The organism is Alteromonas sp. ABH4_453 (genome assembly GCF_056160665.1).
The window spans coordinates 356327-382051 of record NZ_JBSWXP010000005.1 but is presented as its reverse complement, the minus strand read 5'-3'; the positions used below and the strand labels follow the sequence as shown (position 1 = coordinate 382051).

At 43.2% G+C, this 25725-nt stretch carries 28 protein-coding genes; 18 read left to right on the top strand and 10 right to left on the bottom strand.

Translation table 11 applies throughout. The features are described from left to right. Positions 1 to 27: 27 nt before the first annotated feature. The 4 genes from ACXAGV_RS12440 to ACXAGV_RS12425 all read right to left on the bottom strand — a co-directional run bounded on the left by ACXAGV_RS12440 (position 28) and on the right by ACXAGV_RS12425 (position 3021). Positions 28 to 1017 (bottom strand): hypothetical protein, encoded by a 990-nt coding sequence (locus ACXAGV_RS12440; RefSeq protein ID WP_474873539.1) that lies wholly within the window; start codon positions 1015 to 1017, stop codon positions 28 to 30. 308 nt (positions 1018 to 1325) lie between these two features. Continuing rightward, on the bottom strand, positions 1326 to 1898 hold the full coding sequence (locus ACXAGV_RS12435) for a lipid-binding SYLF domain-containing protein (RefSeq protein WP_474873538.1): 573 nt from the start codon (positions 1896 to 1898) through the stop codon (positions 1326 to 1328). A gap of 220 nt (positions 1899 to 2118) precedes the next feature. Beyond that, positions 2119 to 2364 carry a DUF6482 family protein gene (locus ACXAGV_RS12430; protein WP_179983935.1) on the bottom strand — a complete coding sequence of 82 codons (246 nt, stop codon included), beginning with the start codon at positions 2362 to 2364 and terminating at the stop codon, positions 2119 to 2121. A gap of 174 nt (positions 2365 to 2538) precedes the next feature. Next, positions 2539 to 3021, bottom strand: coding sequence for a DUF2244 domain-containing protein (locus ACXAGV_RS12425; protein WP_474873537.1), 483 nt, complete (start codon positions 3019 to 3021; stop codon positions 2539 to 2541). A 152-nt stretch (positions 3022 to 3173) separates the two neighbouring features. Between ACXAGV_RS12425 and ACXAGV_RS12420 the strand changes: the two genes are divergently transcribed. The 3 genes from ACXAGV_RS12420 (at position 3174) to ACXAGV_RS12410 (ending at position 5815) form a co-directional block, all read left to right on the top strand. Beyond that, positions 3174 to 4079, top strand: a complete 906-nt coding sequence (locus ACXAGV_RS12420; RefSeq protein WP_474873536.1) for a sulfite exporter TauE/SafE family protein — start codon at positions 3174 to 3176, stop codon at positions 4077 to 4079. 127 nt (positions 4080 to 4206) lie between these two features. After that, positions 4207 to 5511: an alpha-amylase family glycosyl hydrolase gene (locus ACXAGV_RS12415; protein WP_474873535.1), complete on the top strand. Its 1305-nt coding sequence runs from the start codon at positions 4207 to 4209 to the stop codon at positions 5509 to 5511. An 85-nt stretch (positions 5512 to 5596) separates the two neighbouring features. Beyond that, complete coding sequence (locus ACXAGV_RS12410; RefSeq protein ID WP_474873534.1) at positions 5597 to 5815, top strand: hypothetical protein; 219 nt, start codon at positions 5597 to 5599, stop codon at positions 5813 to 5815. 159 nt (positions 5816 to 5974) lie between these two features. Here ACXAGV_RS12410 and ACXAGV_RS12405 read toward each other — a convergent pair whose 3' ends face one another. Beyond that, positions 5975 to 6262 (bottom strand): hypothetical protein, encoded by a 288-nt coding sequence (locus ACXAGV_RS12405; protein ID WP_474873533.1) that lies wholly within the window; start codon positions 6260 to 6262, stop codon positions 5975 to 5977. Positions 6263 to 6396: 134 nt separating this feature from the next. Further along, complete coding sequence (locus tag ACXAGV_RS12400) at positions 6397 to 7092, bottom strand: EF-hand domain-containing protein (RefSeq protein ID WP_474873532.1); 696 nt, start codon at positions 7090 to 7092, stop codon at positions 6397 to 6399. 572 nt (positions 7093 to 7664) lie between these two features. On the opposite strand from ACXAGV_RS12400, the gene ACXAGV_RS12395 reads away from it, so the two are divergent. Together ACXAGV_RS12395 and ACXAGV_RS12390 are read left to right on the top strand one after the other, a co-directional pair. Continuing rightward, positions 7665 to 8585, top strand: coding sequence for a cation diffusion facilitator family transporter (locus tag ACXAGV_RS12395; RefSeq protein WP_474873531.1), 921 nt, complete (start codon positions 7665 to 7667; stop codon positions 8583 to 8585). 102 nt (positions 8586 to 8687) lie between these two features. Then, positions 8688 to 9020 (top strand): hypothetical protein, encoded by a 333-nt coding sequence (locus ACXAGV_RS12390; protein ID WP_025255750.1) that lies wholly within the window; start codon positions 8688 to 8690, stop codon positions 9018 to 9020. 187 nt (positions 9021 to 9207) lie between these two features. On the opposite strand, the gene ACXAGV_RS12385 is transcribed toward ACXAGV_RS12390, so the two are convergent. After that, a complete protein-coding gene (locus tag ACXAGV_RS12385; protein WP_474873530.1) occupies positions 9208 to 9447 on the bottom strand; it encodes a hypothetical protein in 240 nt (79 codons plus the stop codon). 298 nt (positions 9448 to 9745) lie between these two features. Here ACXAGV_RS12385 and ACXAGV_RS12380 point away from each other — a divergent pair, with 298 nt between their 5' ends. The 12 genes from ACXAGV_RS12380 to ACXAGV_RS12325 all read left to right on the top strand — a co-directional run bounded on the left by ACXAGV_RS12380 (position 9746) and on the right by ACXAGV_RS12325 (position 21817). Then, positions 9746 to 11665 (top strand): ATP-dependent DNA helicase, encoded by a 1920-nt coding sequence (locus ACXAGV_RS12380; protein ID WP_474873529.1) that lies wholly within the window; start codon positions 9746 to 9748, stop codon positions 11663 to 11665. A 77-nt stretch (positions 11666 to 11742) separates the two neighbouring features. Continuing rightward, complete coding sequence (tsaB, locus tag ACXAGV_RS12375; RefSeq protein WP_474873528.1) at positions 11743 to 12459, top strand: tRNA (adenosine(37)-N6)-threonylcarbamoyltransferase complex dimerization subunit type 1 TsaB; 717 nt, start codon at positions 11743 to 11745, stop codon at positions 12457 to 12459. A gap of 86 nt (positions 12460 to 12545) precedes the next feature. Next, positions 12546 to 12839 carry a hypothetical protein gene (locus tag ACXAGV_RS12370; protein ID WP_474873527.1) on the top strand — a complete coding sequence of 98 codons (294 nt, stop codon included), beginning with the start codon at positions 12546 to 12548 and terminating at the stop codon, positions 12837 to 12839. Positions 12840 to 13188: 349 nt separating this feature from the next. Continuing rightward, complete coding sequence (locus ACXAGV_RS12365; RefSeq protein WP_474873526.1) at positions 13189 to 13845, top strand: Slp family lipoprotein; 657 nt, start codon at positions 13189 to 13191, stop codon at positions 13843 to 13845. 97 nt (positions 13846 to 13942) lie between these two features. Continuing rightward, the gene (locus ACXAGV_RS12360; RefSeq protein WP_474873525.1) at positions 13943 to 14782 is read left to right on the top strand and encodes an alpha/beta fold hydrolase; all 840 of its coding nucleotides are present in this window, start codon (positions 13943 to 13945) and stop codon (positions 14780 to 14782) included. Between the two features lie 121 nt (positions 14783 to 14903). Beyond that, positions 14904 to 16556 (top strand): long-chain-fatty-acid--CoA ligase FadD, encoded by a 1653-nt coding sequence (gene fadD, locus ACXAGV_RS12355; RefSeq protein ID WP_474873524.1) that lies wholly within the window; start codon positions 14904 to 14906, stop codon positions 16554 to 16556. Positions 16557 to 16618: 62 nt separating this feature from the next. Continuing rightward, complete coding sequence (rnd, locus tag ACXAGV_RS12350; RefSeq protein WP_474873523.1) at positions 16619 to 17776, top strand: ribonuclease D; 1158 nt, start codon at positions 16619 to 16621, stop codon at positions 17774 to 17776. Between the two features lie 77 nt (positions 17777 to 17853). Beyond that, complete coding sequence (locus tag ACXAGV_RS12345; RefSeq protein WP_474857122.1) at positions 17854 to 18150, top strand: YcgL domain-containing protein; 297 nt, start codon at positions 17854 to 17856, stop codon at positions 18148 to 18150. Between the two features lie 6 nt (positions 18151 to 18156). Continuing rightward, complete coding sequence (locus ACXAGV_RS12340) at positions 18157 to 19239, top strand: lytic murein transglycosylase (RefSeq protein ID WP_474873522.1); 1083 nt, start codon at positions 18157 to 18159, stop codon at positions 19237 to 19239. Then, a complete protein-coding gene (locus tag ACXAGV_RS12335; protein WP_474873521.1) occupies positions 19239 to 19907 on the top strand; it encodes a fumarylacetoacetate hydrolase family protein in 669 nt (222 codons plus the stop codon). The genes ACXAGV_RS12340 and ACXAGV_RS12335 overlap by 1 nt, the downstream gene beginning before the upstream one ends. Continuing rightward, complete coding sequence (locus ACXAGV_RS12330; protein ID WP_474873520.1) at positions 19904 to 20398, top strand: YcgN family cysteine cluster protein; 495 nt, start codon at positions 19904 to 19906, stop codon at positions 20396 to 20398. Before ACXAGV_RS12335 ends, ACXAGV_RS12330 begins: the two co-directional genes overlap by 4 nt. Positions 20399 to 20533: 135 nt before the next feature. Then, a complete protein-coding gene (locus ACXAGV_RS12325; protein WP_474873519.1) occupies positions 20534 to 21817 on the top strand; it encodes an alginate export family protein in 1284 nt (427 codons plus the stop codon). Positions 21818 to 21902: 85 nt separating this feature from the next. Here ACXAGV_RS12325 and ACXAGV_RS12320 read toward each other — a convergent pair whose 3' ends face one another. Genes ACXAGV_RS12320 through nhaB form a run of 3 tightly spaced genes read right to left on the bottom strand, consistent with a single transcriptional unit; the run spans position 21903 to position 24553 of the window. Next, positions 21903 to 22451, bottom strand: coding sequence for a GNAT family N-acetyltransferase (locus ACXAGV_RS12320; protein ID WP_474873518.1), 549 nt, complete (start codon positions 22449 to 22451; stop codon positions 21903 to 21905). Then, positions 22448 to 22975 (bottom strand): disulfide bond formation protein DsbB, encoded by a 528-nt coding sequence (gene dsbB / locus ACXAGV_RS12315; RefSeq protein WP_474873517.1) that lies wholly within the window; start codon positions 22973 to 22975, stop codon positions 22448 to 22450. The genes ACXAGV_RS12320 and dsbB overlap by 4 nt, the downstream gene beginning before the upstream one ends. Before the next feature lie 3 nt (positions 22976 to 22978). Continuing rightward, the gene (nhaB, locus tag ACXAGV_RS12310; protein ID WP_474873516.1) at positions 22979 to 24553 is read right to left on the bottom strand and encodes a sodium/proton antiporter NhaB; all 1575 of its coding nucleotides are present in this window, start codon (positions 24551 to 24553) and stop codon (positions 22979 to 22981) included. A 429-nt stretch (positions 24554 to 24982) separates the two neighbouring features. On the opposite strand from nhaB, the gene fadR reads away from it, so the two are divergent. Then, positions 24983 to 25693: a fatty acid metabolism transcriptional regulator FadR gene (gene fadR / locus ACXAGV_RS12305; protein WP_474873515.1), complete on the top strand. Its 711-nt coding sequence runs from the start codon at positions 24983 to 24985 to the stop codon at positions 25691 to 25693. Positions 25694 to 25725 lie beyond the last annotated feature (32 nt).

The window sequence follows — 25725 nt, the reverse complement described above, 5'->3', positions numbered from 1 at the left end:
TTCCTCTTGCCAGTTCATTACCAGATGCTATTTGCAAAGAGTACTGTGCTTGTTAAACCTTCTCGCACTCAGCAAGCCTACTGCGAGAATAAAAATCGCAAACGTAGAGGGGGCACTTACTTCAGTTGAAGATGAGGTGGTAGCAAACGAACTTGCAAGTATGATTTCTCCGTTAACAATGGGATTATTGGTCAAATTAAGCACCGGCCCGTTTAACGTCCCACCAGCGGGGAAAATTGCATCGTATAACGCGTTCAGAGAAAAATTATCAAAAGATACTCTTACTGCATTTCGAGACTCAGAGCATAAAGTGTTTGAGCACGACTTTTCAACTTCATTAACGAATATCCCCAAGCCAAAGTCGGCAATATCCAAACCAGCAAAAAGAGACTGATTTTCAAGTGCAGTAGCAGTAACGCTATTTCCCCACAGGCTCACCTCCACATCTACGATATCTGACGAACCTACCGTAGACAGGTTCACCATCGGTCCAGATGATGTATACCCATCAATTTGTGACACAGTGGAGAGTACATCGGCACTAAGCGTTAAAAAGCCACTTATTCCAAGTAGGTCTGAAAATAAGTCGAGGTTAAGGTCGTTAATGGTTCCGCGGCCAGAAGTGGAAAAGCTTGCTGGAACGAAACTTGTTAAAGAAGACTGAGATTCGCCTTCAATAATGGCCGTAGATGCGATGCCTTCGAACTCTGTAATGTCCATCGGGTTGCCCAACGTACCCGAAGCATTTGCGCTTGCGCCAATAATAGTTTCACTCTGTGAATAACTTTCAGGCGAACTACCGCTGGTGTGAGCTAAGTTAATAGTTGAGTTAGCAATTGCAGAGACCACATTCCCCACATTGCTTGTAATGGAAAGATCGACATGGACAGCATTCCCATAACTGCTGCCTATTACTGCCGCGTTAGTTGAAAAGCCTACCGTCGCCGAAGCGAACAATGCGCTCGTTAATATCGTTCTTACTACTGCTCTTACCGCTTTGTTGTTTTGTGGTTGCATGATGAAACCCTCGTTTATGGCTTAGTGTGCTGCTAAGCGAGCCTTTTACAAGTAAAGCGTAGTCACGAGTGTTCAATTCAGTTATGAGGGTTTCCCCCTAAGTTTAGACTTTCGTATAGAGGAGAGGTGGAAAGAGAATCTATGTTGGTAACACAACACTGCTTATTTATTTGTTCCAAATTGTCTATATATTTTGAGTGGAAGAGAGCATATTGTGCAGAGAAAAATAAAAAGGCCTCTGCACTCAAGAGGCCTTCGGTGAGTTGGAGCACTAATCGCTAATATGATTAGGAATAGTTAGAGCTGCATTAGTTTAGTTCTTTATCTACCCAAAATTTCGTGCCTTTTACAGTGGCCTGCAATGTAAGACCGCTTTCAGTCATAGTGTAAACCGTTACATTACCAAGGTAACCTTCGCCTTCAGCAGACGCGCCTTTATTGCCTGCTTTCGCTGCCACATCTGCGTTACCACCGACGGTCCAACCATTTTCAATGAAATGATTCATCGCTTTTTGAGTATGGAAGACCATAACAATACGATAATCTTTAGCGCCTAATCCTAAGCCAACACCGCCTTCAGCCATATTCATATATGTTTTTGCGCCAGTAACGTTATTGTTTACCACACCGTAGCCGGTGCCTGCGGCCACGAAAAATACGTTAATGTTGGCGTTTGTGAATACGGCATAGCCAGCTGCGTCCTTTATTTGCGAGCGCGTGTCTGGCTTCTCTGTATAAAGGCGCGTAAGCGCATTTTCTTGCATATCTAAAATAGCTTGTTGCTTTTCAGCAACAGTACCATCTCCCATAGAGGCGCAAGCTGTTAAAGCCAAAACAGCTGCAAAAAATGCAGACTTAATCGCTAACTTACTAATTTTCATGTAATTCTCCTTAGCATGTCGGTATTTTACCAATTGCGATAAAAGACATTTTCTAACGCGTTTAATTCAACAAAATACCGTTTTCATTTACGTTACATGAGTTGTACGCAAAAAATGTGCTAAGTGGAGCAGGCATATATCAAATAGTAGGCGCCTTTGGTGAATCGGTGGCTTCGTGCTATTAATTTTAGCCCAAGTTGGGTTCGCTAACAGTCAGCATTCACCATTCTATTTCAAGCTCTAGCGCACCGGGATGATCGGTTTGACCGACCATTTCTTCATACGGAGTACTCTGGCGAAGCCAAACGTGCTCAAATGCTTGTGAGTCGAAATGTTCTCTAATTTCATTCAAGCAGTGAAACGTTTTAGGTTGCGACTTTTTATCTCTAACTAAACTGCGTGATGCACCCATGCCTGTAGCAGCAAGGTAGTTACCACCTTCTAATGATTCAATATATAAATTCATAAAATAGCCCTCGTTAGGTCGCAGCTAACTTTGGCTGCGTCTTATATCTAATTAGTCGAAAACGGCCACAATGATCATTAATTTTGTGTCATAAAGGTTCTCACCATCAATCACCAGTACCTAGAAAAAGGAAACAGAAGAAAGTTTGTCAGAAGCAAAATAAGACAACGAGCTTTACCACCATTTGTTGGTGCATACCATGACCCCGGCCCTATGCAAGTTATCGTGTACTAGCTTTTTGTCTTCCGAGTTTAAAAATGCGCCCAGCTCAAATTGCTGCATAGAAGTTTGTAAAATTAACCGTGAAATACGTTTTAGACTTGTGTCCTTTTGGTAGAACAAGGAGGTATCTGGACGTGGGAAGCATAAGCTAGTGCCGTTCGAGCAGGATATAAGGATACGGTCAGCCGAAATTAAAATGGTTTCCCATCGATAGGTGGCTTTAGACACCAAGTACATAATTAGTGCTAATAGGCCTACCTCTATTCCAGCAAATGGGAGGATGACCCACGCTCCCACTATTGACCAAGCAATGGCTATCGAGCTAATGAAAACGGCAAAAGCGGTAATAAGATATTTAGTTTGCTGCCAAGTTGCTGAGCGGTTTGGCGAAAGATGCAGTTGCACCTGCTGCTCAAATGTAGATACTTCAACCATATTTTACAAAGTACTGTATATGATAATTGTGTAAGTAAAAACTTATACGTTATGAGCTAACAATAGTTTGAAAAATGTACTGATGCGAATAGTTAATGTACCAAGCGAGTTTATTTTTTAACAATTATCATAGTTTTGTCGTAAGGACGTGTGTGATCTCTTTATTAAAGCGCCAACCTAGCAAATCAATTTTTGTTCTATTTCTTCTTATTTGGTGTAGCCTTTTATTAGCGCAGCCTTCACCTATTGAACTTGTTAAAGAGTTCGGCCTTTTCAGTGTTCTTGGTGTGATAGGTGCTATATTTGCGAACGCCACTGGAGCCGGCGGTGGCGTGGTGTTCGTTCCATTTTTCAATTACCTGTCATTTTCATCGCAAAGCGTAGTGGCAACCAGCTTTGCTATTCAATGCTGCGGCATGACTGCGGGGGCATTGACCTGGGCAGCGTATTATAAAAAACAGCACAAACACGATGACTACTGGAATGCATTGCCGAGCGCTCTCATGCTAACCGTTCCTTCATCTATTTGTGGTATAGGGTTCGCGCAATATTCGTCGCAAAGCCAATTGTTTTTAGCGCAATTATGGGGCGGTGCCAATAACCTTCACATTGCTTTCGGCGGGTTTTCTATTTTATTAGCCATTGCCATTTTTGCGTCTGTTCCATTAATGAAGCGCACTCATTTTGATAAGGATTTACAAACAAAGGATTTAGTGTTTTTACCTTTCATTGGTTTTGTAGGGGGGGGTATTACAGCTTGGCTTTCAGTGGGAGTGGGTGAGTTAGTGGCGGTTTATTTAATTATTCGTGGCTTTAATGTCACTATGTCTATCGCTGTAGCCGTTATTCTATCTGCTTTTACCGTGTGGTCTGCGTTGCCATACCATGCTTTTATTGGCGAATCAGTGGTGTGGCAGGTCGTTTTGTTTGCTGGCGCGGGCGCTATGATAGGTGGAATGATTGCCAAATATATAGTTTTGGCATTTTCTGTTCAGCGTCTAAAACTTTTTTTCGGTATGTGGGTACTAATTTTAGGAGTTACAAGTTTACCTATTTAAGTCATGAGCTTGTCATAGTTAGCAGTCCAGCTTGCTGCAATTTAAAGCCTAAAAGTAACATAGTGCATGGTAACGCTCACTATTAAGGTTCTTCTTCTAAACGCTTATCTCGATAAGGAAAGATAATATGGATATCAATCCTGTTCCCCAGAAACGCTATAACGTGCTTCAGCCTAAATGGTCATCTCATGCGGTTATTTATCAGGTCAACACCCGACAATTTTCAGAAGAAGGAACTTTTGAAGGAGTAAGGAAGGGTCTTGCGCATATTAAATCCCTCGGCGCGGATATTGTTTGGCTTATGCCGATACATCCTATTGGTGAAAAAAACAGAAAAGGCGAGCTTGGCAGCCCCTATGCCGTTAAAGACTATTTGGCCATTAATCCAGAATTTGGTAGCGAAGAAGACTTTAAGGCGCTGGTGGAAGAAGCCCACCGACTTTCGCTGAAAGTCATTATAGACTGGGTGCCAAATCACAGCGCATGGGATAATCCACTGGTTGAACAACATCCCGAATGGTACGCCAAAGATTACAAGGGCGATTTTCGTCCCTCGCCGTGGTGGGATTGGAGCGATATTATTGAATTCGATTATGAGCAAATTGGCCTTCGCAAATACATGATTAATGCTTTGTGTTACTGGGTTGAAAAATTTGATATCGACGGCTTTCGTTGTGACGTAGCAGGCTATGTGCCTAACGACTTCTGGCGTCAAGCTGTTGAAACATTAAACGCAATCAGACCTGTCTTTATGTTGGCTGAGTGGGAGAATCGCGACCTTCACGAAAATGCGTTCAATATGACTTACGCGTGGAGTTGGAATGAAACATTGCATGAACTCGCTCATGGAAAGTGCTCACTAGATAGGTTGCGCAAGTATTATTCTTGGAACGAACGCAGCTGGCCTCACTCCGCCTATAGAATGACCTTCGTTAGTAATCATGACAAAAATGCTTGGGATGGCACACAGCGCGAACAATTTGGTGATGCGCTTGAAGCATGCATTGCGTTGTCGGTGATCGGTGAAGGTATGCCGCTCATTCACAATGGGCAAGAAGCTGGGGAAATCAAACGTTTAGCGTTCTTTGAGCGAGATCCTATACAGTGGCAAGAACATGAAATAGGCAACTTGTACCGCAAGCTAATTGCCCTTAAAAAGTCCAAAGCCGTGCTAGGGAATGGAGAGTACGGGGCAAGAATGATTCAGGTGCCTAACTCTAAGATGGGTGAGGTTTTTAGCTTTGTACGTTGTAGTGAAAATGAAAAAGTGTTCGTCATAATTAATTTCTCGAACGATCAGCTTGAAGTAACGTTTGAAGAACCATTATTTGAAGGTGAGTATGCGCACTGGGAGCGTGACGAGAAGCAAAGTTTTGAATCTGATTCTGTCTGTAAACTTGCACCTTGGCAGTTTGAAATATGGGTGGCTTGAAGCGTTGATCGTTTGTCCTAGTCTTTTACTACAAAAGATAAACAAAATTTTTCATCTCTTACCAAGCAAAAATTAAGGACGAACTATGACTACAAATGATTCAATTGAAAAGAATGAAGACCGCTCTATAAACAATCATGCTGCGCTTAAGACTTCTATCGCCAATGGGGATGTAAAAGAGGTTAAAGCACGACTTAAAGGACACGCTTTGGATAAGCTAGAAAAAGGCTATCTGATCGACCTCGCACGCTTAAGCGGTAACAGTGAAATCGAGGAAGTGATAATGTCCACACCCGAAAGTTAGATGCTTAAATAACACACCGTATGTAAGCATGTTTCCTACTAAACAAGTGAGGGGACACGCTCTAAACTGTATTTTCGTGATTAGTATTATTTAATTATATTCGGTCGGTAAGAGGTTTGCTTCAGACTTTCAACGTCATCTTCAATGGGTTTTTCGAGTTTAGATACGGCGTATGCAACGCTTAAGCCCTGCGTTAAGTAAGCCCGCCACTGAAGCTGACAGCGTCGACTTCAAAAGAAAGCGCTGCAGTTGTGGTGCATGAGTCATTTTAGATATGGCGTAAGCTGAGCCCGTAATAGCGACAACGGATGGCGGCGTTGTCGCGTTGCTCAAAGTGCTAGATGTAAGGACGTTTTTTTCATTTTGTGCTGTGTTAGCACTGTGTCCCTTCATTTTTCGCAGCGCTCGATACGCAAGTAGGCCTTTAATTCCTGTGGAAGCTAACATAAAAATTCCCTCTTCGATAAAGCGATTAACTGCTAAAGAAAGCTCTTGTCATGTACAACATTGAAGAGATGTGTACAAAACAAGCTGTTAAAACAAAAAAGAGCCGCGCATGCGGCCCTTGTATTACTTAGTCATTACTCTTCAGAGTTATCACTCAAGTCACTTTCAGACATACTGTGATAACGCTTAAATTCAGTATGCGTAATAAGTTCATCATCATTAAGGTCAATTTTATCGAAGTCGCGGGTAACACCACTTCTTGAAGCTTCGGCTTTAGTAAGCTCGCCATCGTTGTTCGCGTCCATCATTTCAAATTCACTACGCGCGACCACCGCTTCGTCAGCGATAACTGTTTTATCGTTAACAACCGTATCTTTCGTGACTTTTTCAACTTTCGTCTTTTTTAAGTCTCCATTCGCTTTTAGCTCAGTTTCGGCTCTTAACTCGTGTGTCAACCTTTTGTCTTTCGTAGCTGCAACGACTTCATCTACATCGGTATCAACTTTCACTTCCGTTTCCATCGAACCTTTTTTACCCATGCTTTGTTTCATCGATTTTACAGTCGCAAGCACTTCATCATCGAAGTGTTGAGGGTGCTTCATAACATGAGTGTTAAACTCTTCAATCGAAAGCTGCATATCTGAATTAGCATCAATTTTAGAGAAATGCGCATAAATCTCATCGTCGTCTGCTTCTTCCCGCGAGATGTAGCCGTTGTCATCGTTGTCTAAATCGACGAACGTTGTGTCGATTTTCTCCATGTCGTTGCCAGCAAATGCACCAGCAGAAAGAGCGGCACTAATTAATGTAGCAATAGTTAACTTTTTCATATCTTACTCCTTGGTTTTTGGCCTCCATACTGCTTAAAAACGGAGGAGAGAATTCACAAAGAGTTATTCATAGTGTATGCCATTAAAATAAAATTGATTTAAATCAATGTGTTGGGTTTTTTAAGTGGCTCGGGGAGGCAGGCGAAATTGTGAGAACTATAGAATTTTATGCAAAAGTTACTCGTTATTTTTAACAAAAATAATACAAGTTAAGTGAGATAAACTGTGACGCGTGTTTACAAGCGCATAACGATCGTTTAAGTGCGGCAGTACTTGATAGCTGAACTTCTCTGGCACCATTAGAGAATGGCCCGCATAAGCAAGCCCAATAGAAAAAGCCTGTTCAATTTCCTGTCCGCTTTCATCAACATCAAAGTAACTTTTCTAGAAGGGTGGCGGACAATTTTCATAGTTTAAAATAGGGGCTTAAAACGCATTGCGTTAAGTCGAAATTATATAGGCGCTGTTTAACACTGAATTGGTTAAAAAAATAGCAATATTTTTGTTCAAAGCACTATTTTTTTTTTTATATCGGAGTAGAATCCGCGCACCTTAATTTCGATGTGATTTTCATGGACATTGGCTTCCATCACCTTGAAGAAAAGCGACTATTAACGCTTTCTTTTTATATTGCCGGCGCGTTTGTCGTAATTGCGCTTGGTTTTGCCATTTTAACGAGCTCAGGCGCTATTTTATTTGATGCCTCCTACTCGTTAATCGCTTTTATTATGTCAATGCTAACGCTTAAAGTGGCTAACTTGGTTCAACGCCCTGACGATGACCGATTTCACTTTGGTTACACGGCAATCGAGCCCACGCTCAACATGTTTAAGTCGCTTATTATCATTGCCACGTGTGTGTATGCCGTCGCGAGCTCTGTTCAGAGTTTATTAGCAGGTGGGCATGCTGCTGAGTATGGCATCGGTATGGTCTACGGTGTAGTGGCAACGGTTGGCTGTTTTAGTATCTCTCTTTACATGCGAGTAAAAGGTAAGCATTTACTGTCCGACTTAGTAAAAGTGGATTCTCACACTTGGATGATAGACGGCGTGCTAAGTGCATCCATCTTGTTCGCTTTTATTTTAGCCTACGGGCTTGAATTAACGGAATATAGAAGGCTGTCGCCATACGTTGACCCTGTATTATTAATTATTCTTGGCTCAGCAATGTTGCCAGTGCCTTTTAAAATTCTGCGTGAAAGTCTTAACGAGGTCATTAATAAGGCGCCTCCTGAAGCAATATCCGCAATAATTGAAAAGAAGTTCAAAAAGACATTGGCCGACGTACCATACGAACATGTGGAAGTGCGAATTAGTAAGCGGGGTAGGGATGTCTATCTGTTAGTCCACATTATAGTGGATGACGCATTCTCGATTGCAACGATCAGTGAGTTAGACGAAATTCGACTGAAATGCGAAGCAGAGATGCGGGAGTGGGATCCTGCAATCATCATGGATATCTTGTTCATAAAAGATCCTGAGCTTGCAGAGTAATGATACGGGGGAGTGTGAAATTTCTCGCATTCACCCCTTACTTGGCTGGTAAAATTTCTAAAATTTTCCGATAATCAAATCTTTGAGCTATTAGAAGATGTAATGGAAACGCGACTTCCGCTATACAAAAAACTGCTGGTAATGTACCGCATAGAACCGGGGTGTCTTGGGCCGCAAGGTGCAGACTATGTCGAGGAGTTTTGTGTATTTGCCAAAAAAAAGCTAAAGGACAACAATGGTCATTGCTTGAGATGGACTATTAAGCCCCGCTACGACAAGACACTGCCCGAGCTTGAATTTCAGATAAAAAACGCCGTACTTTCCCGTGACAATGCGGCTAAATATATGGATAGCTTTGGCATTGATATCGACGCTTTTGAAGAAGAGTTAGAGGAGTCACTGGCCGATTTGGTTGATGCGTTTTTTGAACGCTGATTTATTCGATTAAAGCCACCTTTGCATGCTCCGCTATATAAGACAGAAAAACTCGAAAAGGCATGTAAAAAGCAAGGCCAAATAATGTGCTCATTTCAAAAAAAGAAAGCACAAAAAAGCCCCGTCATTTCTGGCGAGGCTCGTTTATCAATTCAGATAAAGTGAATCAGTAACTCATCTTATTAGATTAGTTTAAAGATTTCAGCTTTTGGTAACCTTCAGCTTCTAGCTCATCATTTACGCACTCTAATACAAATGCGTCTTCCGACTTGCCTTTTGTGCCTTCTTCTTCAGCAATTTCTTTACAGAACTGAGTTAGTTCAGCTACTAGCTCCGCAGGTGCTTCTCCTGATGCAGCTGCAATTACAGAGAACGCCATTGCGCTTAAACCTACTAAGCCTAAACCTATAAAGCGTAAACCTTTCATAATTACCTCGTTAAATAGTTGAGTGTAAACATTTACGCGCTGGATTTTGCGCCTAAGTATTAAGTTTAAAAAGCAAATTCTTTTGTTCTGGAAGATAAATTCTTTTCATCAAAAATTTAACATTTGTGTTGCTCGATAAGTGAAGTTAAGCGCTTCATGCTTTTCGTAATTTAACTATTAAGCTAGGCAAATGAATGGAAGAGGACGACGCTAAAGTGCAAACCTTTAATGGGCATTCCAAAGGCTTTTTGGCATAATGCGTGGCCCAAACGAGAAAAGTAAAGACAGCGCTTAAACCATGCCAACAATAAATAATGTATTCTCTTCAGATGGCCTCCTTGCAGGTGCTATCAAGGGGTTTGTACCTCGCGAAGCTCAAACTGAAATGGCAAAGGCGGTTAAGCGCGCTATTGATACCACAGGTAGTTTAATAGTAGAGGCAGGTACGGGAACGGGAAAGACTTTCGCTTATCTCGCTCCAGCATTGTTGAGCGACGGAAAAGCCATTGTTTCTACAGGGACTAAAAACTTACAAGAACAGCTATTTCACCGTGACCTACCTCTGGTAAAAAAGGCCCTGGGCAGCAAGCGAAAAACTGCACTGTTAAAAGGCCGTTCAAACTATCTTTGCCTTCACCGGGTAGCGCAGCACAGCGGTAATTCTACTCTGGTTGAAAAAGAGGTACTGGGTCAGCTTTCAGAAGTAAAACGCTGGTCTAGTACTACCAAAACAGGTGACATGGGTGAGCTTAAAACCCTTCCCGAAGATGCCCGTGTTTTGCCGCTTGTTACCTCTACAGTGGATAACTGTCTGGGCCGAGATTGCCCAGATTATGAAGATTGCTACTTGGTAAAAGCGCGCAGAAAGGCGCTGGAAGCAGATATTATCGTAGTTAATCACCACCTTTTCTTTGCAGACATGGCACTTAAAGACACAGGGTTTGGCGAGCTCATTCCTGAAGCTGACGCAATTATTTTTGATGAAGCCCATCAAATCCCTGATATTGCGAGTGATTACTTTGGTGAGTCACTTTCGACAAGACAAATTCACGACATTGCGAAAGATATTACGCTCTTGTTCAGAACGGTTTTGAAAGATGCGGGGCAGTTAGATAAAGCGGCTGACAAATGCAGAATGATAGCCTCTGATTTGCGTTTATTGTTCCCGGATACGGCTGAACGCGGCAACTGGGCCGAGGCACTAGACCGTGACGACGTGCGTATGCAGGTGGGCAAGCTGGCCGAAGCGCTAGGTGTACTGCATGAGGTGTGCAAGTTACATATTGGTCGCGATAAAGATTTAGACAACATGTACGAACGTGTTGTGGCTGCAAGAGAGCAGTTAGATGCGTTAAGCGATAATAAGCAAGAAAATGTAAGTTTGTGGTATGAAACGACTCAGCGTCACCTCATTATGCATTTAACGCCCTTATCAATAGCAGCTAAATTTAGGCGTTTTGTATCATCGCCGCCGCGAGGATGGATTTTTACCTCGGCAACCTTAATGGTAAACGGCGGTTTTGATCACTTTCAGCGCCGCATGGGCTTAGAAGATGCTGAAACGTTGGGTTTGGATAGCCCGTTTAATTATCCCGAACAGGCCATGCTATGCGTGCCCCGCTATCTACCAGAACCAAATAGCTACGCTATGCGCGAAACCTTGTTAGAAACAGCTAAGCGGCTAATCAAAGCAAGTCGAGGTAGATGTTTCTTACTGTTTACCAGTCATGCCATGCTTAGGGAAATTGCGCAGAAGTTAGAAGATGAGATAGACAACCCGCTACTGGTGCAAGGGACTACCACTAAGCAAGCATTGTTGGATGCCTACCTTGCAGATGAAAAAGCCGTACTAATGGGCACAGGCGCATTTTGGGAAGGGGTCGACGTACGCGGCAACGACTTGGTTTGCGTGATGATTGATAAGCTGCCGTTTGCGTCACCCGATGACCCGCTGCTTCAAGCGCGCATGGAAGATGTAAAGAAACGAGGCGCAAATCCTTTTGGCGTTATCCAAATTCCCCAAGCTGTTATTACGTTAAAGCAGGGGGCTGGGCGACTCATTCGAGATCCATCAGATAAAGGCGTACTGGTAATATGTGACAATCGATTAGTGACGAAACCTTACGCCAAAACCTTCGTTGGTAGTTTGCCAGATATGAGGCGTACAAGAAGCTTGGACGAAGTAGAAAAATTTTTAGCCGGCATTGATGAAGCCTAAGTTAAAGCACTGAAAAAGCGGTTAGCGTGTATTACACCATTAGCCCATTTTCAGCTTATATGAAATAAGAGATAAACATGAACATTTTAGCTATAGATACCGCAACCGAAGCCTGTTCGGTTGCGCTTCAGTTCAACGACACAGTGATTACGCGTTTCGAAATATGCCCTCAGCAGCATAGCCAGCGTCTTCTACCCATGGTGGATGAGGTGTTAAAAGAAGCAAAAGTTTCGCTGGGCGACCTAGATTTATTGGCTTTTGGTCGAGGTCCAGGCAGCTTTACTGGAGTTCGTATAGCTACGGGTATGATCCAAGGGCTTGCGCTAGGAACGGGGTTAAAAGTCGCCGGCGTAAGTACCCTTGAGGCGATGGCGTATGAAGTGGCGAATAAAGCTGAAAACCGAGAGGCGATGATCGCTGTTGCGTCAGATGCGCGTATGGGTGAAGTGTATTTTGCTGTTTATAGGCAGACAGAAGAAGGTGTTTCTCTCACTATAGAAGAGCAAGTTTGTCCGCCCGAAGTGGCTATTGACCAACTAAACATGCTAACGGAAGAAAATAGCGCGGCTGTGATTGCAGTTGGAACAGGCTGGTCTGCTTATGATGAGCTTACTCAATGGAAGTCTGAAGTCATTGGTGAAACAACGTGCGATGTTACACTTCCAAACGCGCAATTCATGCTTAAGCTTGCACACGATGCTTATGACTTAGGTGAAGTGTCTGAAGCCGTGAATATACAGCCTGTTTATTTACGCGATAAAGTAACGTGGAAAAAGTTACCGGGAAGAGAGTAGAAGCACTAAAAAACGTACCGTATTAAAGCGAACGCAACACAACGGTTTTCTCTTGTATGGTACGTTTTTTGCCTTAGCAATCTCGTATGATTATCAATAATAATTTCGCATTACCGTCCTCTGAACCTTCGCAAGGACGAGTTGCAAAGATCAGCAAAGACCCCGAACAGCAAAATAAGGGGCAGAATGAATCGTCGATAAGGGCGATCGTTGTTGCGCCTGATGAACAGGGTACCGATAACGCGAAGGCCTACCAGCAATTTATCCGCGAGGATGGCAATACCTATTCTCAAAATGCAATAGCCTCTTACACCAGTTTTGAAAAACAACAGCAACGTGAATCTATCCAATCAATGTTCGGCGTAGATATTTACGCATAACTCTCCACACGCCATTGCTTTTTACTTACAAACTAATTCTAACGAATTGTTAAATTTCACAAACAGTTTTGAACAAACTCCTATTATATCTGCTCTAATCTATGTTTTGTATTTACACGCTTTCTTGTTTATGAAGCAGATAAGTTGAACGACAGTGGTTGTCGTTTCGTAATAATGCTAATGTTTAAGTGCTGGAGTGCGGTTTTTCTTTGTAACTGAAAGAGATACGTAAAAGTATATTAGAGTTTTTAGATGTAGTGCCGCATGTGGATTTCATTTGGAACACTTGGCGTTTTATTTGTAATCCATACAAGCGCAAAATTTTTCTAGGGTTCACAGGAGCGCTTTAATGTCTCGTTATTTAGTTTTACTTACGGTCATGTTGTTTACTGGCTGTACCATAGTTCCAGAAAGTATCGATGTACCAGAGGGTACCCAGTTAGTCAGCTACTCTAAAGCGGTCACTTCGGGTGCTAATGCGCAAGGTCAAAAGGCGCGTTGGGGAGGGATGATTGTTGGTGTTGAAAATAAACCTAATAAGACTCTTATAGAACTTGCTCACTTCCCCTTGAACCACTACGGTAAACCTTCTACGAACGGCGAAACGTCGGGTCGATTCAAAGTTCAAATAGACGGTTTTGTTGACCCTATTGTTTTTGAAGAAGGACGCTCTGCAACATTTTTGGGCAGTATAACTTCGCCAACAGCGGGTATGGTGGGCGAACAGCCATATATTTATCCTACTATTATTGCTGATGATTATCATATGTGGAGAAAACAAGAGGTTTACGATGTAAACACTTATTTCTTCAATTACCATACAGGTTGGTACTCACCATTTTATCGCTTCAATGGCCCTTGGATGTACCCGCACTTTAATCGAACTCGAGTTATCCGTTATCAAAACGCGCCTAGCAAAGCTAAGTTACCATCGCGCAATTCAGGGGCGAGTAACTCCAGAACAAAGTCGACAGCGCAGCCTTTGCGTGCTGATAAACAAAAATAGTATCAAGAAACAGAGCGGCATCTAATTGCCGCTTTTTTATTTTCGGCGGAAGATAGGTGTAAAAGGAGGCGGCAACTATTTGCCTGTATGGAGTTTTATGATTGAAACAGAGTTCAATATTGGATCATTACGCCTAGCTGCGTTAGACAACCAAGGTGCTGGCAAAGTTGTTATCGGTTTGCACGGGTACTTGGATAACGCAGAAAGCTTAAGGCTGCTAGCGCCTTACCTACAAACCCACCGCTTTGTTGCAATTGACTTAGCAGGGCATGGGCGTTCATCTCATCGAGTTCATGGCGCGCATTACAATCAAGCGGATTACTTGCAAGACTTATACGCCTTAATTGAATCTCAAAACTGGGAAGAGGTTATTCTACTAGGGCACTCACTTGGTGGAATCCTGGCTAGCTTATTTGCTGCGCTCTTCCCAAATAAAATCTCTGCCGTGATTAGTATTGACGCATGTGGCCCGCTTACAGAAAGTGAAGAGACTACCGCATCGCAAATGCGAGAGTCTATTATCAGCCGTCATGCCAAATCCCGTAATGAGTTGCGGATCGTTGATTTAGAAGATGCCGTAAAAGCGAGATGCAAAATTTCAGACATTTCAGAAGATCACGCGCGTTCAATATTGTCTCGAAACTTAACCCAAGATGCAGGAGGGCATTGTTTCTGGGCGAGCGACCCAAAACTTCGCACAAAATCATCGCTTAGACTAACAGAAAAGCAAGCAGAATCTCTAATGCGTGCTATTGTATGTCCTGTACTTTTTTTCGGTGCATCCAATAGCTTCAAAAAACTAGAGACGGTCTTTCCAGAAAGGAAAGGGTGGTTCTTAAATGCTCAATACGAACAATTAGTAGGCGGCCATCACATTCACATGGAAAATACTGATGATGTAGGCCTATTAATTCGCAATTTTGTTGAGCAATTGTAAATTGTGCCGTTTATTTTTTTTTACACTTCCTATACTATTCGCAAGTTATCAGACCAGTTACTTGGGCATGTCTTCTAAAGTGCTCATTAAATAGTATAAGAATAAAGTAGAGGAGGTTTTGGTGGAAAAAACCTGGCTTAAGCATTACGACCCTCGCGTTTCCGCAGAAATCGATGCCGATCGTTACGCATCTGTAGTAGACATTTTTGAGCAGTCGGTTAAGAAGTTTAAAAACAAAGAAGCCTTCATTAACATGGGGCACTCAATTTCGTTTGAGGAGCTAGATACCTTATCAGCGCAGTTTGCTGCATACTTACAGTCTAGCGGCTTAAAACGCGGTGATGCTGTGGCAATTATGATGCCTAACCTCCTTCAGTATCCTGTGGCTATGTTTGGGATATTGCGTGCAGGTATGGTTGTGGTTAACGTTAACCCGCTTTACACCGCCCGCGAGTTGAAACATCAGTTAAACGATGCCAACGCTAAAGCTATCGTCATTGTCGAGAACTTTGCTTGCACTCTTGAAGAGGTTATCGGAGATACTAACCTACAAGAAGTCTTTTTGACGGCATTGGGTGATATGTTGCCTGCTCCTAAGCGTTGGGTGGTGAACGCGGTTGTGAAGTACGTTAAAAAGATGGTTCCTTCATTCAACCTGCCTGAAACGACTTCATTTATGTCGGCGGTTAAAACAGGTCAGTCTCTCAAGTACACGCGCCCAGACATCGACAGTGGCGATTTAGCCTTCCTTCAATACACAGGTGGAACGACCGGTGTTTCTAAAGGAGCTATGCTTACTCATCGCAACATGGTGGCCAACCTAGAACAAGTGTCAGGTATTCTTGAAACCGTGATTGAAGAAGGCGAAGACTTTGTTGTTACTGCGCTTCCGCTTTATCACATCTTTGCGCTTCTGGCGAACTGCTTGATGTTCGTTAAATACGGTTGCCGGAACTTACTTATTACCAATCCACGCGACATGCCGGCTTTTGTAAACGAGCTTAGCAAATATCCGTTTACCATTTTGCCTGGCGTGAACACCTTATTTAATGGCCTGTTAAATACGCCGGGGTTCAGCGAGCTTGATTTTAGCAAGTTTAAGTTTGGTCTAGGCGGCGGCATGGCAGTTCAGCGCCCCGTTGCCGAAAAATGGGAAAAGGTTACTGGTACCGTGCTTCTTGAAGGTTACGGCCTGACAGAGTGTTCACCTGTTGTTGCGGTAAACCCTCCACAGATTGAAGCCTATAAGGGCGCAATCGGAATGCCGGTTCCTTCAACAGACATCAAGCTTCTCGATGACGATGGTAATCCAGTTGAGAAAGGCGAGCCTGGTGAAATGTGGGTGAAAGGCCCTCAGGTGATGAAAGGGTATTTGAATCGTCCAGAAGCAACAGAAGAAATTCTGAAAGACGGTTGGTTAGCCACAGGTGACATTGCTACGGTAGATGATGAAGGTTACTTCTATATTGTTGACCGTAAAAAGGATATGATCCTAGTCTCAGGCTTTAATGTGTTCCCTAACGAAATTGAAGAAGTAGCTGCAATGCATGACAACATTGTTGAGGCTGCGGCAGTTGGGGTTCCTCACGAGGTCAGCGGTGAAGTGGTGAAATTATTCGTAGTACGAAACGACGACTCACTCACTGAAAAAGACGTTATCGCGCACTGTCGTAATCACCTAACGGGTTACAAAGTGCCTAAGCAAGTTGTTTTCAAAGACGACTTACCAAAAACCAATGTAGGTAAAATACTGCGTCGGGAGCTTCGAGACTAATTTCATAGAAATAGTTTTGTAAAAGCCGGCGTAAGCCGGCTTTTTTATTACTGTGCAAAAATATGCAATATCAATTAATTACATCATCTGAACAACTTGAAAAAGTGTGCACTGCAGCACAGCGTCAAGAGGCGGTAGCCTTAGACACCGAATTTGTAAGGACCCGTACCCTTACGCCTCACTTAGGCCTGATTCAGCTTTACGACGGCCATCAACTGGTTCTTATCGACCCGCTTGCCATCGACAACATGCGCCCGTTTATCGAGCTTATGGAAAATACTGAAGTAGTAAAAGTACTGCATTCGTGTTCAGAAGATATAGAGGCATTTCTCACAGCCTTCGACACGGTACCAACACCCGTTTTCGATACACAGTTGGCGGGTAGTATTTTGGATATGGGGCCGTCACTTGGCTACGCAAAATTAGTAGAGCTGCTATGTGATATAACGCTAGATAAAGGAGAGTCGCGAACAGACTGGATAGCGAGACCCCTTCGCGAATCGCAACTGAGTTATGCCGCAAACGATGTATTGTACTTATTGCCATGTTACCAACAGCTAGCCAGTAAAGTGCAAGAAGCGGGCAAAGTGCATTGGATTTACCAAGAAATAGCGTTGCTAGTAGATAAAAAGCGTGCCCAAATGCCTGAAGATTTTGCTTATCTAAGCATTAAGAACAACTGGCGATTAAACAGCGAGCAGCTCACCGTATTACAAGCGCTGGCCGCATGGCGTTTAAATACGGCACGCAAGAAAGACTTGGCGCTAAACTTTGTTTTCAAAGAAGGCCATTTATTTGAAGCGGCGCAGCGTCTGATTGATAGTAAATCTGGCCTTTCGCGCATTAACGGCGTGAATCACCAATCGGTACGTCGCTATGGCGATACTATTATTACACTAATTGAAGAAGCAAGAGCGAAGTATGCGCAAACGCCAGAGAAGCTACGGTTACCTGTTGTGCTGCGGCTTATCGATATTGCTAAATACAAGAAAACCCTTGCCGAACTTAAAGTAATTAGTGATCAAATTGCAAAAGATAACAACGTTAATAGTGACGTTATTGCCTCTAAAAAACAGTTAAATCAATTGTTAAAATGGTACTGGTTTCAGGTAGATGAGACCCGCGTACAAGGGTTAACGCCTGATGTGCTATCTACTTGGCGTGAGCCATTGTTTCGTCCTCACGTAACCCGACTGTTAGGCGACGCGCCTGCCCAGTAACTTTCTACAAAACATCGCGGGCGTAAAAAAGTGAAAATTTTCACGACCGCACTCATTACAAAGCGAGTAAATCATTTATGTTATGCGCAGTTTATAAAACGCGAAAAAAAGAAGGCATGTATTTATATGTGCCAAAAAAAGATCATTTCGAAGATGTGCCCGAAGCGCTAATGGAAACCTTTGGTCGCCCAGAATTAGTGACCATTATCGCTTTAGAAAAACGGGAAAAACTGGGTATGGTCGATAAGCAAAAGCTTATCGATGAACTTACTGAAAAAGGTTTTTACCTGCAGATGCCACCTAAGGAAGACAACCTGTTAGAGCAGCATCGCGAATCTCTTGGACTTTCAAAAACTCCGGATAAAAAGTTTTAAATATTCATGTTAGTAAAAATGATAAACCGCTTAGTCGCTCGTTTGGCGGTTCACAATAAGCGCGCTAGCTGCAGGTTCCTCGATAAGCCGTTCAAAATCGTTGCTCTCTTATTAAGTATAACATTAGGTTTTTCACTAACTGTTCACGCTGAAAACAAGCTTATTAGTGAAAAGGGGCTTAACGAAGAAGGCTTTAAACGCTATGTCGCCCAGCTTAAAGACGAAGCGGCTGCCAAAGGTATGGACAAGGCAAAGCTAGAGAAGGCGTTTGCTGATATCTCCTTTAGACCTACCGTCGTTAAATCTGATAAAAGCCAGCCAGAGAAAAAAATCACTTTAGATGACTATTTGGCAACGCGAGTGCCAGATTGGAAAGTAAAGCAAGCGGTAGGACAGTACAACGAACACAAAGAGCTGCTTGAAGAAATTGCCCAAAAATATGGGGTTCAGGCTCGGTTTATTGTCGCTTTGTGGGGTAACGAGTCTAATTTTGGAAAAATTCAGGGCAATTTTAGCGTGTTGTCTGCGTTAGCATCATTAGCGTACGAAGGACGTCGAGAAAAACTGTTTAAAGACAATTTTTTTGCCGCACTTCGCATACTTAGTGAAGGACACATCGACGTAGAGGCGTTCAAAGGCTCTTGGGCCGGTGCTATGGGACAAACACAGTTTATGCCTATATCCTTTTTAAACTACGCGGTAGATTACGACGGCGACGGCAGAAAAGATATTTGGGGCACCAAGGCTGATGTATTTGCATCAATCGCCAACTACTTATCCTCTGAAGGATGGGATAGTGAAGGGACGTGGGGGCGCCAAGTCACTCTCACTCAACCTGTACCCTTTTCAGGCCTCGCGAAATCTAATATGAAGCCGCTATCTTTTTGGAGCTCAAATGGCGTTAAACGCTATAACGGCACTGGACTCCCCAATGTAGATGTCACAGCTTCGCTCATTATGCCCGATGGTGAACAAGGTCGAATCTATTTGGTGTATAACAATTTTCACACGCTGATGAAATGGAACCGCTCATCATACTTTGGTGTGTCGGTGGGGTATTTATCAGAGCGGATAAAGCGAGGTTACTAATGACTTATCGTCACATCGATTTTCAAGGTAATGAAATAGCGTTACCTACAAGTAAAGTGGTTTGTATAGGTCGAAACTACCTTGATCACATTCAAGAAATGAACTCTACGGTGTCTGAAGCACCGCTGCTATTTATGAAGCCGAAAGCAGCCTTATGTTATATGCATGAGCATATCGCTATTCCCACCGATAAAGGCGAGTGTCATAACGAGCTTGAAGTGTCAGTACTGCTAAAGTCACCGCTTAAAAATGCCAATGAGAATGACGTAATGAACGCCATTTGGGGAATTGGTTTGGGACTTGATTTAACCCTTCGCGAAGTGCAGGCCGAGCTGAAGAAGCAGGGGCAGCCATGGGAAAGGGCCAAGTCTTTTGATAACAGTGCACCGCTTTCAGGGTTTGTGCCGTACAGTGAAGTAGGTAACCTCGATGACTTGCGCTTTACCTTAACCATAAATGGAGAGGTCAGGCAGCAGGGGCATACCGAACTCATGCTACACAAAATCATTCCGCTAATTGCCCATATGTCATCTATATTTACGTTGGACAGTGGCGATGTGATCCTTACGGGCACGCCTAAAGGCGTAGGTAAACTTAGCCCTGCAGATAGGGTAGAGGCATCGTTAGAAGGCCTCCTATCGTTGTGCACAAAGGTGATAGCTGAATGACAGTAGCATTTTGGGAAACTAAATCTTTAGAAGACATGACCCAACAGGAATGGGAATCACTTTGTGATGGTTGCGGTAAATGTTGTCTGCAAAAGTTTATTGATGATGACGCGGTAGAAGAATACGAAGTTACCGATCATATTAATGATAATGAAAAGATTCACTATACCAATATTGTTTGCACGTATTTGAATACGAAAAAGTGTGAATGTACTCAATATGCAAGACGCACTGAGCTTGTACCCGATTGCGTGAAGCTGACTAAAGAAAACCTCAAAGATATTTTCTTTATGCCTAACAGCTGCACTTATCGACGCCTTTATGAAGGGCGGGGTATACCCTCATGGCACCCCTTGTTGAACAAGGGTAAGAAAAATGTAATGCACGCAAAGGGTATGTCGGTACGGAACAAAACGGTGTTTGAAAGTGATGTGGATCTCAACAATTTTGAAGATTATATCGCCATTTGGCCGTTAGAAGATTTAGATTAAACCCTGCGAGTTGTGACTACATAAGTTCAACACCTCACCTTTGTTAATTTTGATTTTAGACTAAAGAGCGTAAGTGAAATGCGATTGACTCGCTTATACTTACGCTTTTCTTACCCGATTTTCAAAGGCTTAAAGATGAGTAAATTGAGGGCTAGTGCTTCGATATTATTGGTAGCCACAACTTGTATAGGCACATCATTAAAAGCAGAAAGCCTAGATATTAATTACAGCGGTTCGGTTAGAGTTCGTTATGAAACGCTTAATAATCCAATCTTTCCTACAGACGAAAACATTCGGGCTAAAACAAATCAACGCCTTTCAACCCGAATTAGGTTAAAAGGCGAAGCCAACTATGGAAATTGGGGGGCTGTCGCTGAGATTGAGGACTCCAGGGCTTATCTCGACGAGAATGATCCCACTCTCAAATCTTCGCAGGTGAATACGCTTGAGCCAGTACAGTTGTACATCACTTACAAGGGTATTAGCGAGGCTATAAATAGCTTAACTATTGGACGTGTAACACTAGATCACGGCAGTCGCCGACTGATTGGGCGCACACGATTCAGAAACGCTACGAATAGCTTTGAAGGTGCACTAATAGATGCAACTTGGTCTGGGTGGCATGTTCGTGGTTTCTATTTATTGCCGCTTTCTCGTTTTCCTATCGATTCAGCATCAATCGATAGTAATAAACGCGCTTTTGATAAAAGTTATAGCAATCAAAAATTTTATGGCGTCTATGCTGAATCAGAGGATAACACTTGGAAAGTACACAGCTACTGGCTGAAAGAATCTGACTCAGAAGAGCTAGCGACAAAAAATCGCGACCTGTTTACCTTGTCGGTGGATTATTCGAAGACCTTTTTAGAAAATTGGAAATATAATATAGAAGCGATAGGGCAAACTGGTCAGGCAAGGCAGTCTACATCGACATCTGACATAGATGATAAAAACGTTACTTCTTGGATGATACATAGTCACATCGGCAAGCAAATCAGTGCTAGTACTTTTATTAGAGCAGAAATTGATGCAGCAAGTGGTGATAATAATAGTACTGACGACACCATAAAAGCCTTTGACTCTCTTTATGGTTTACGGCGGTTTGATTTCGGCCCTACGGACGTTTACCAAACATTTCCTCGTAGCAATGTATTGGCACCGGGGCTAAGAGGCGTTACAAAGCTAAATGACGATAACACGCTGATGCTGGGGTACAAAGGACTGTGGCTTCAAAAAGTGGCTGAAGGTGAAGAAGACTTTTTAGGGCACCAAATAGAGTTTCGCTTACGATATCAAGCATCTGCACCATTAAGATTCGAACTAGGCGGTGCATACCTTGCTAAAGGTGATGCGTTAGAAACTGGCGCATACCCCGACGATTCCATGTACGCCTATACGGGGATAATGTACTCTTTCTAAGAGTAATTACAGATAATAAAAAAGCACTGCCACATAAGAAGAGAATATTGGGGCTGTTAGTAGCTTGATTACACGTTTAAGCTGATTAGGTAGTTAGTGCATAAAGAAGCGCGTCTCTTCCAAATACGCGTTTTCTACACAGCCCTTCTTTCACTCCACCAATTCGCTCGGCAACACGCATACTCGCTTTATTGTTTGGTTCAACAAAGCACTCTAGTCGGTGCAGATTCATTTGCGAGAATGCGAGCTTTTTTAGCGCTTCACAAAGCGCCGTCGCTAAGCCTCTACCGCAAGCGTCGGGTCTTAACCAGTAGCCGAGGTTTGCGGTTAAATGGGTGTGATGAATATGATTGATAATACCCATGCCCAAACATTTTTCGTCATGCATTAACAAATAGGTAAGACCGTAACCCGTCTGACGGGCTTTCTCCATATTATTAATACATAGCTTTGACAATGCTGGCGTGACAGGGCACACCGCAGAGCCGAACCAAGGCTTTACATGGTGAATAGATTGTTGGCCCGCATCACACAGCGCATCGCAATGTTTCTCTGCGATACGCTGAATGCTAATTGGGCCTTGCTCCGACTGTATAGGAGGTAGGCGAGAGGGTAAGATGGATAAATCGATCAAAAGGGTTTCTTATCCAGCAAGCGACACGCAAATACAACAGCAAATACAACAAAGTAAACTGCAAAGATAATTTGCATCCACTCAGCCATGCCCATAGACAAAAACTGCCACGAGTCTTCTAAACAGTCACCCTCAGCAGCAAACACTGCGGGCAGCCACTCATGAAGCTGTAACCATGAAGGAAAGTTAGGCACTATTTCACAGCTGGCAAAAAACGGGTTGGCAGCGTTTAGAATGCCTACATGCTCTTTGGCAATTAAATAGCCCCAGCCTGAAGAGACCGCCCAACCAGCAAAGCCAAGCATTCGGGTGAATCCGTTGTTTTTTAAAACCACTATAAGTGCCGACAACACAATGCCGTACATAGCAGTTCGCTGATAAATACACATAATGCAGGGTTTCAAGCCCATGCCATATTGGAAGTACAGGGCGGCAACTTCCAATGCTAGTGATGTAGCAAAAAGCACAAGCCACGAAGACTTGTGCTCTGCCCACTGGCTTATGCCGTGAATGATACCGCGCATAGATTAATGGCCTACCGCTTGTGCGCCTGCTTCAGCTGCAGTGTGGTGCTCAATAAGATGCAAGTCGTATAGCCACTGAGTAGCATCTGCAAGCCCAATATAGGTCGCTACCAGACCAACAATAGTAAGTACTATCGTATATGGCAACGCCATCATAACCATGCGGCCGTATGACAAACGAAGTAGAGGTGCGATGGCTGAGGTTAGCAAGAATAGGAATGCCGCTTGACCATTTGGCGTTGCAACACTAGGTAAGTTTGTACCTGTGTTAATTGCTACCGCAAGCATATCGTATTGGTCACGAGTAATTTGACCTGCTTGCAGCGCAGCCGTTACCTCAGTGATATACACCGAGCCTACGAATACGTTGTCACTCACCATCGAAAGAACACCATTGGCAAGATAGAACATGACCATCTGCGTTTCGCCTTCAAACGACAGTACCCAATGGATAACTGGCTGGAATAGGCCTTGGTCAATAATAACCGCAACTACACCAAAGAAAACACAAAGTAGTGCTGCGAAGGGCAGTGCTTCTTCGAATGCTTTTCCTAGCGCATGCTCTTCGATTACGCCGCTCATCGATGTGGCAAGAACAATAACAGACAGACCGATAAGACCCACCGACGCCATGTGCGTAGCTAAGCCGATTATCAACCAAACACCAATTAGTGCTTGCACTACTAATTTTGCGGTTTCACGCTTACTGCGACCTTTGTCCATGTGGTCGTTGTAGTCGACCAAAATCTGCCTAACTGCAGATGGCAACTTGGCGCCATAAGAAAATGTACCCGTCTTTTCAAGAACAATTGTTGTCAACAAGCCGAATACGAAAACAGGCAGTGTAACAGGGGCCATACGGATAAAGAACTCTACAAAATCCCAACCTGCTTTGTCAGCAATAATAAGGTTTTGGGGTTCACCTACCATGGTCATTACTCCACCCAGAGCAGTACCAACCGCAGAGTGCATCATTAGGTTGCGCAAGAACGCTCTGAAGTCTTCTAAGTCGTGACTTCCCAATTCGTCATCACTGGTGTGGTCGTGATCTGAGTGAAACTCTTTGCCCGACGCCACTTTGTGATAAATAGAATAAAAGCCCAAGCCTACACTGATGATTACCGCCACGACCGTTAGCGCATCTAGGAATGCAGATAAAAACGCAGAGGCAAAAATAAATGAAAGCGACAGTATCAGCTTATTGCGTACCTTAATAACCAATTTGGTAAATAGGTACATAAGTAAATCTTTCATGAAGTAGATGCCTGCAACCATGAAAACAAGCAGTAGCAGTACCTCTAAGTTCACTTCAATCTCATGCATCATGTGACCGGGTGTTGTCATGCCGATAAACATGGCTTCAATAAGAAGCAGCCCACCTGGCTGAAGCGGGTAACATTTAAGCGCCATTGCTAGCGTGAAAATAAACTGAATGACAAGAGTCCAGCCAGCAATATATGGGTCCACCATGAAGATGAAGGGATTAACAATGAGAAAGGCAATAATGGTTTTTTTATACCAGTCGGGCGCGTGTCCCAGGAAGTTCTTATAGATCGCCGCGATCATTGAGGTTTGCATGAGTTCCTGTTCCTTTTACAACAAAGTACGCATTTTGCGCATCTTTATACTGTGTAGTTCCGGTTATTGCATACATAAACTGCTGGTGCTATACGATTTAATTCGTCTAACCGCCGTTTTGTAGCTGTCATTATAGTCGGAAATTAAGCGTACATGATATTACCGCCTTGAGAAAGCAATTCACAGACCCCACCATGTGAAAGTCACTGAATATTTATCACTTTTTTGATGATAATTATCATTGAATGTAAAAATGCAGAATGTTTCGAACATAAATTATACGGCGGACGCTGCGCAGTGTCTGAAATACCACTTTAATATTAACAAGTTGTTAAAAGCTTTTGTGGACGAAGCATTATTCATTGTGATAATAAAACAGCATCTGGTACAATCAGTTGCAAAATAACAAGAACGTGCAGGCGATTAGTTATGATTTATAAGGCACAGAGTCCAGCCGGATTCGCCGAAGAGTATATTGTTGAATCTATTTGGAGTGGACGATTTCCACCTGGCACCATTTTGCCTGCAGAAAGAGAGCTTTCTGAGTTAATTGGTGTAACGCGAACTACGTTAAGAGAAGTGCTACAACGTTTAGCTCGTGATGGCTGGTTGACCATTCAGCACGGCAAGCCAACTAAGGTAAATAATTTCTGGGAAACCTGCGGTCTTAACATTCTCGAGACACTTGCTCGCTTGGATCAAGAAGGTATTCCGGAATTGGTAGATAATCTGCTTGCCGCTCGCACGAATTTAAGTGCAGTTTTCATTCGAGGTGCCATTCGTAACAATCCTCAAGCGTCTGCAGACATCATTGCTAGATACAAAAATGTAGAGCAAGAAGGCTTGGCGTTTGCTCAATTCGATTATCAAATGACTCACGACCTAGCGCTCGCTTCAAACAATAACGTATTTGTCTTAATGATGAATGGTTTCCGCGGACTATATTCGCGCATCGGCGGTTATTTCTTTTCACATCAACCGGCCCGAGATATTGCGATGAAGTATTACGCAGATTTGCTTGAAGTAGCAGAGAAGGGCGAGTACGACAGAGTACCAGTGGTAGTTAGAAACTACGGTATTGAAAGTGGCAAGGTGTGGCAGGCTATTCGCGATGAAATGCCTAAAGACCTAGTCGACTGATGCTACAAGCTTGCTAAACGCGCTGCCACACA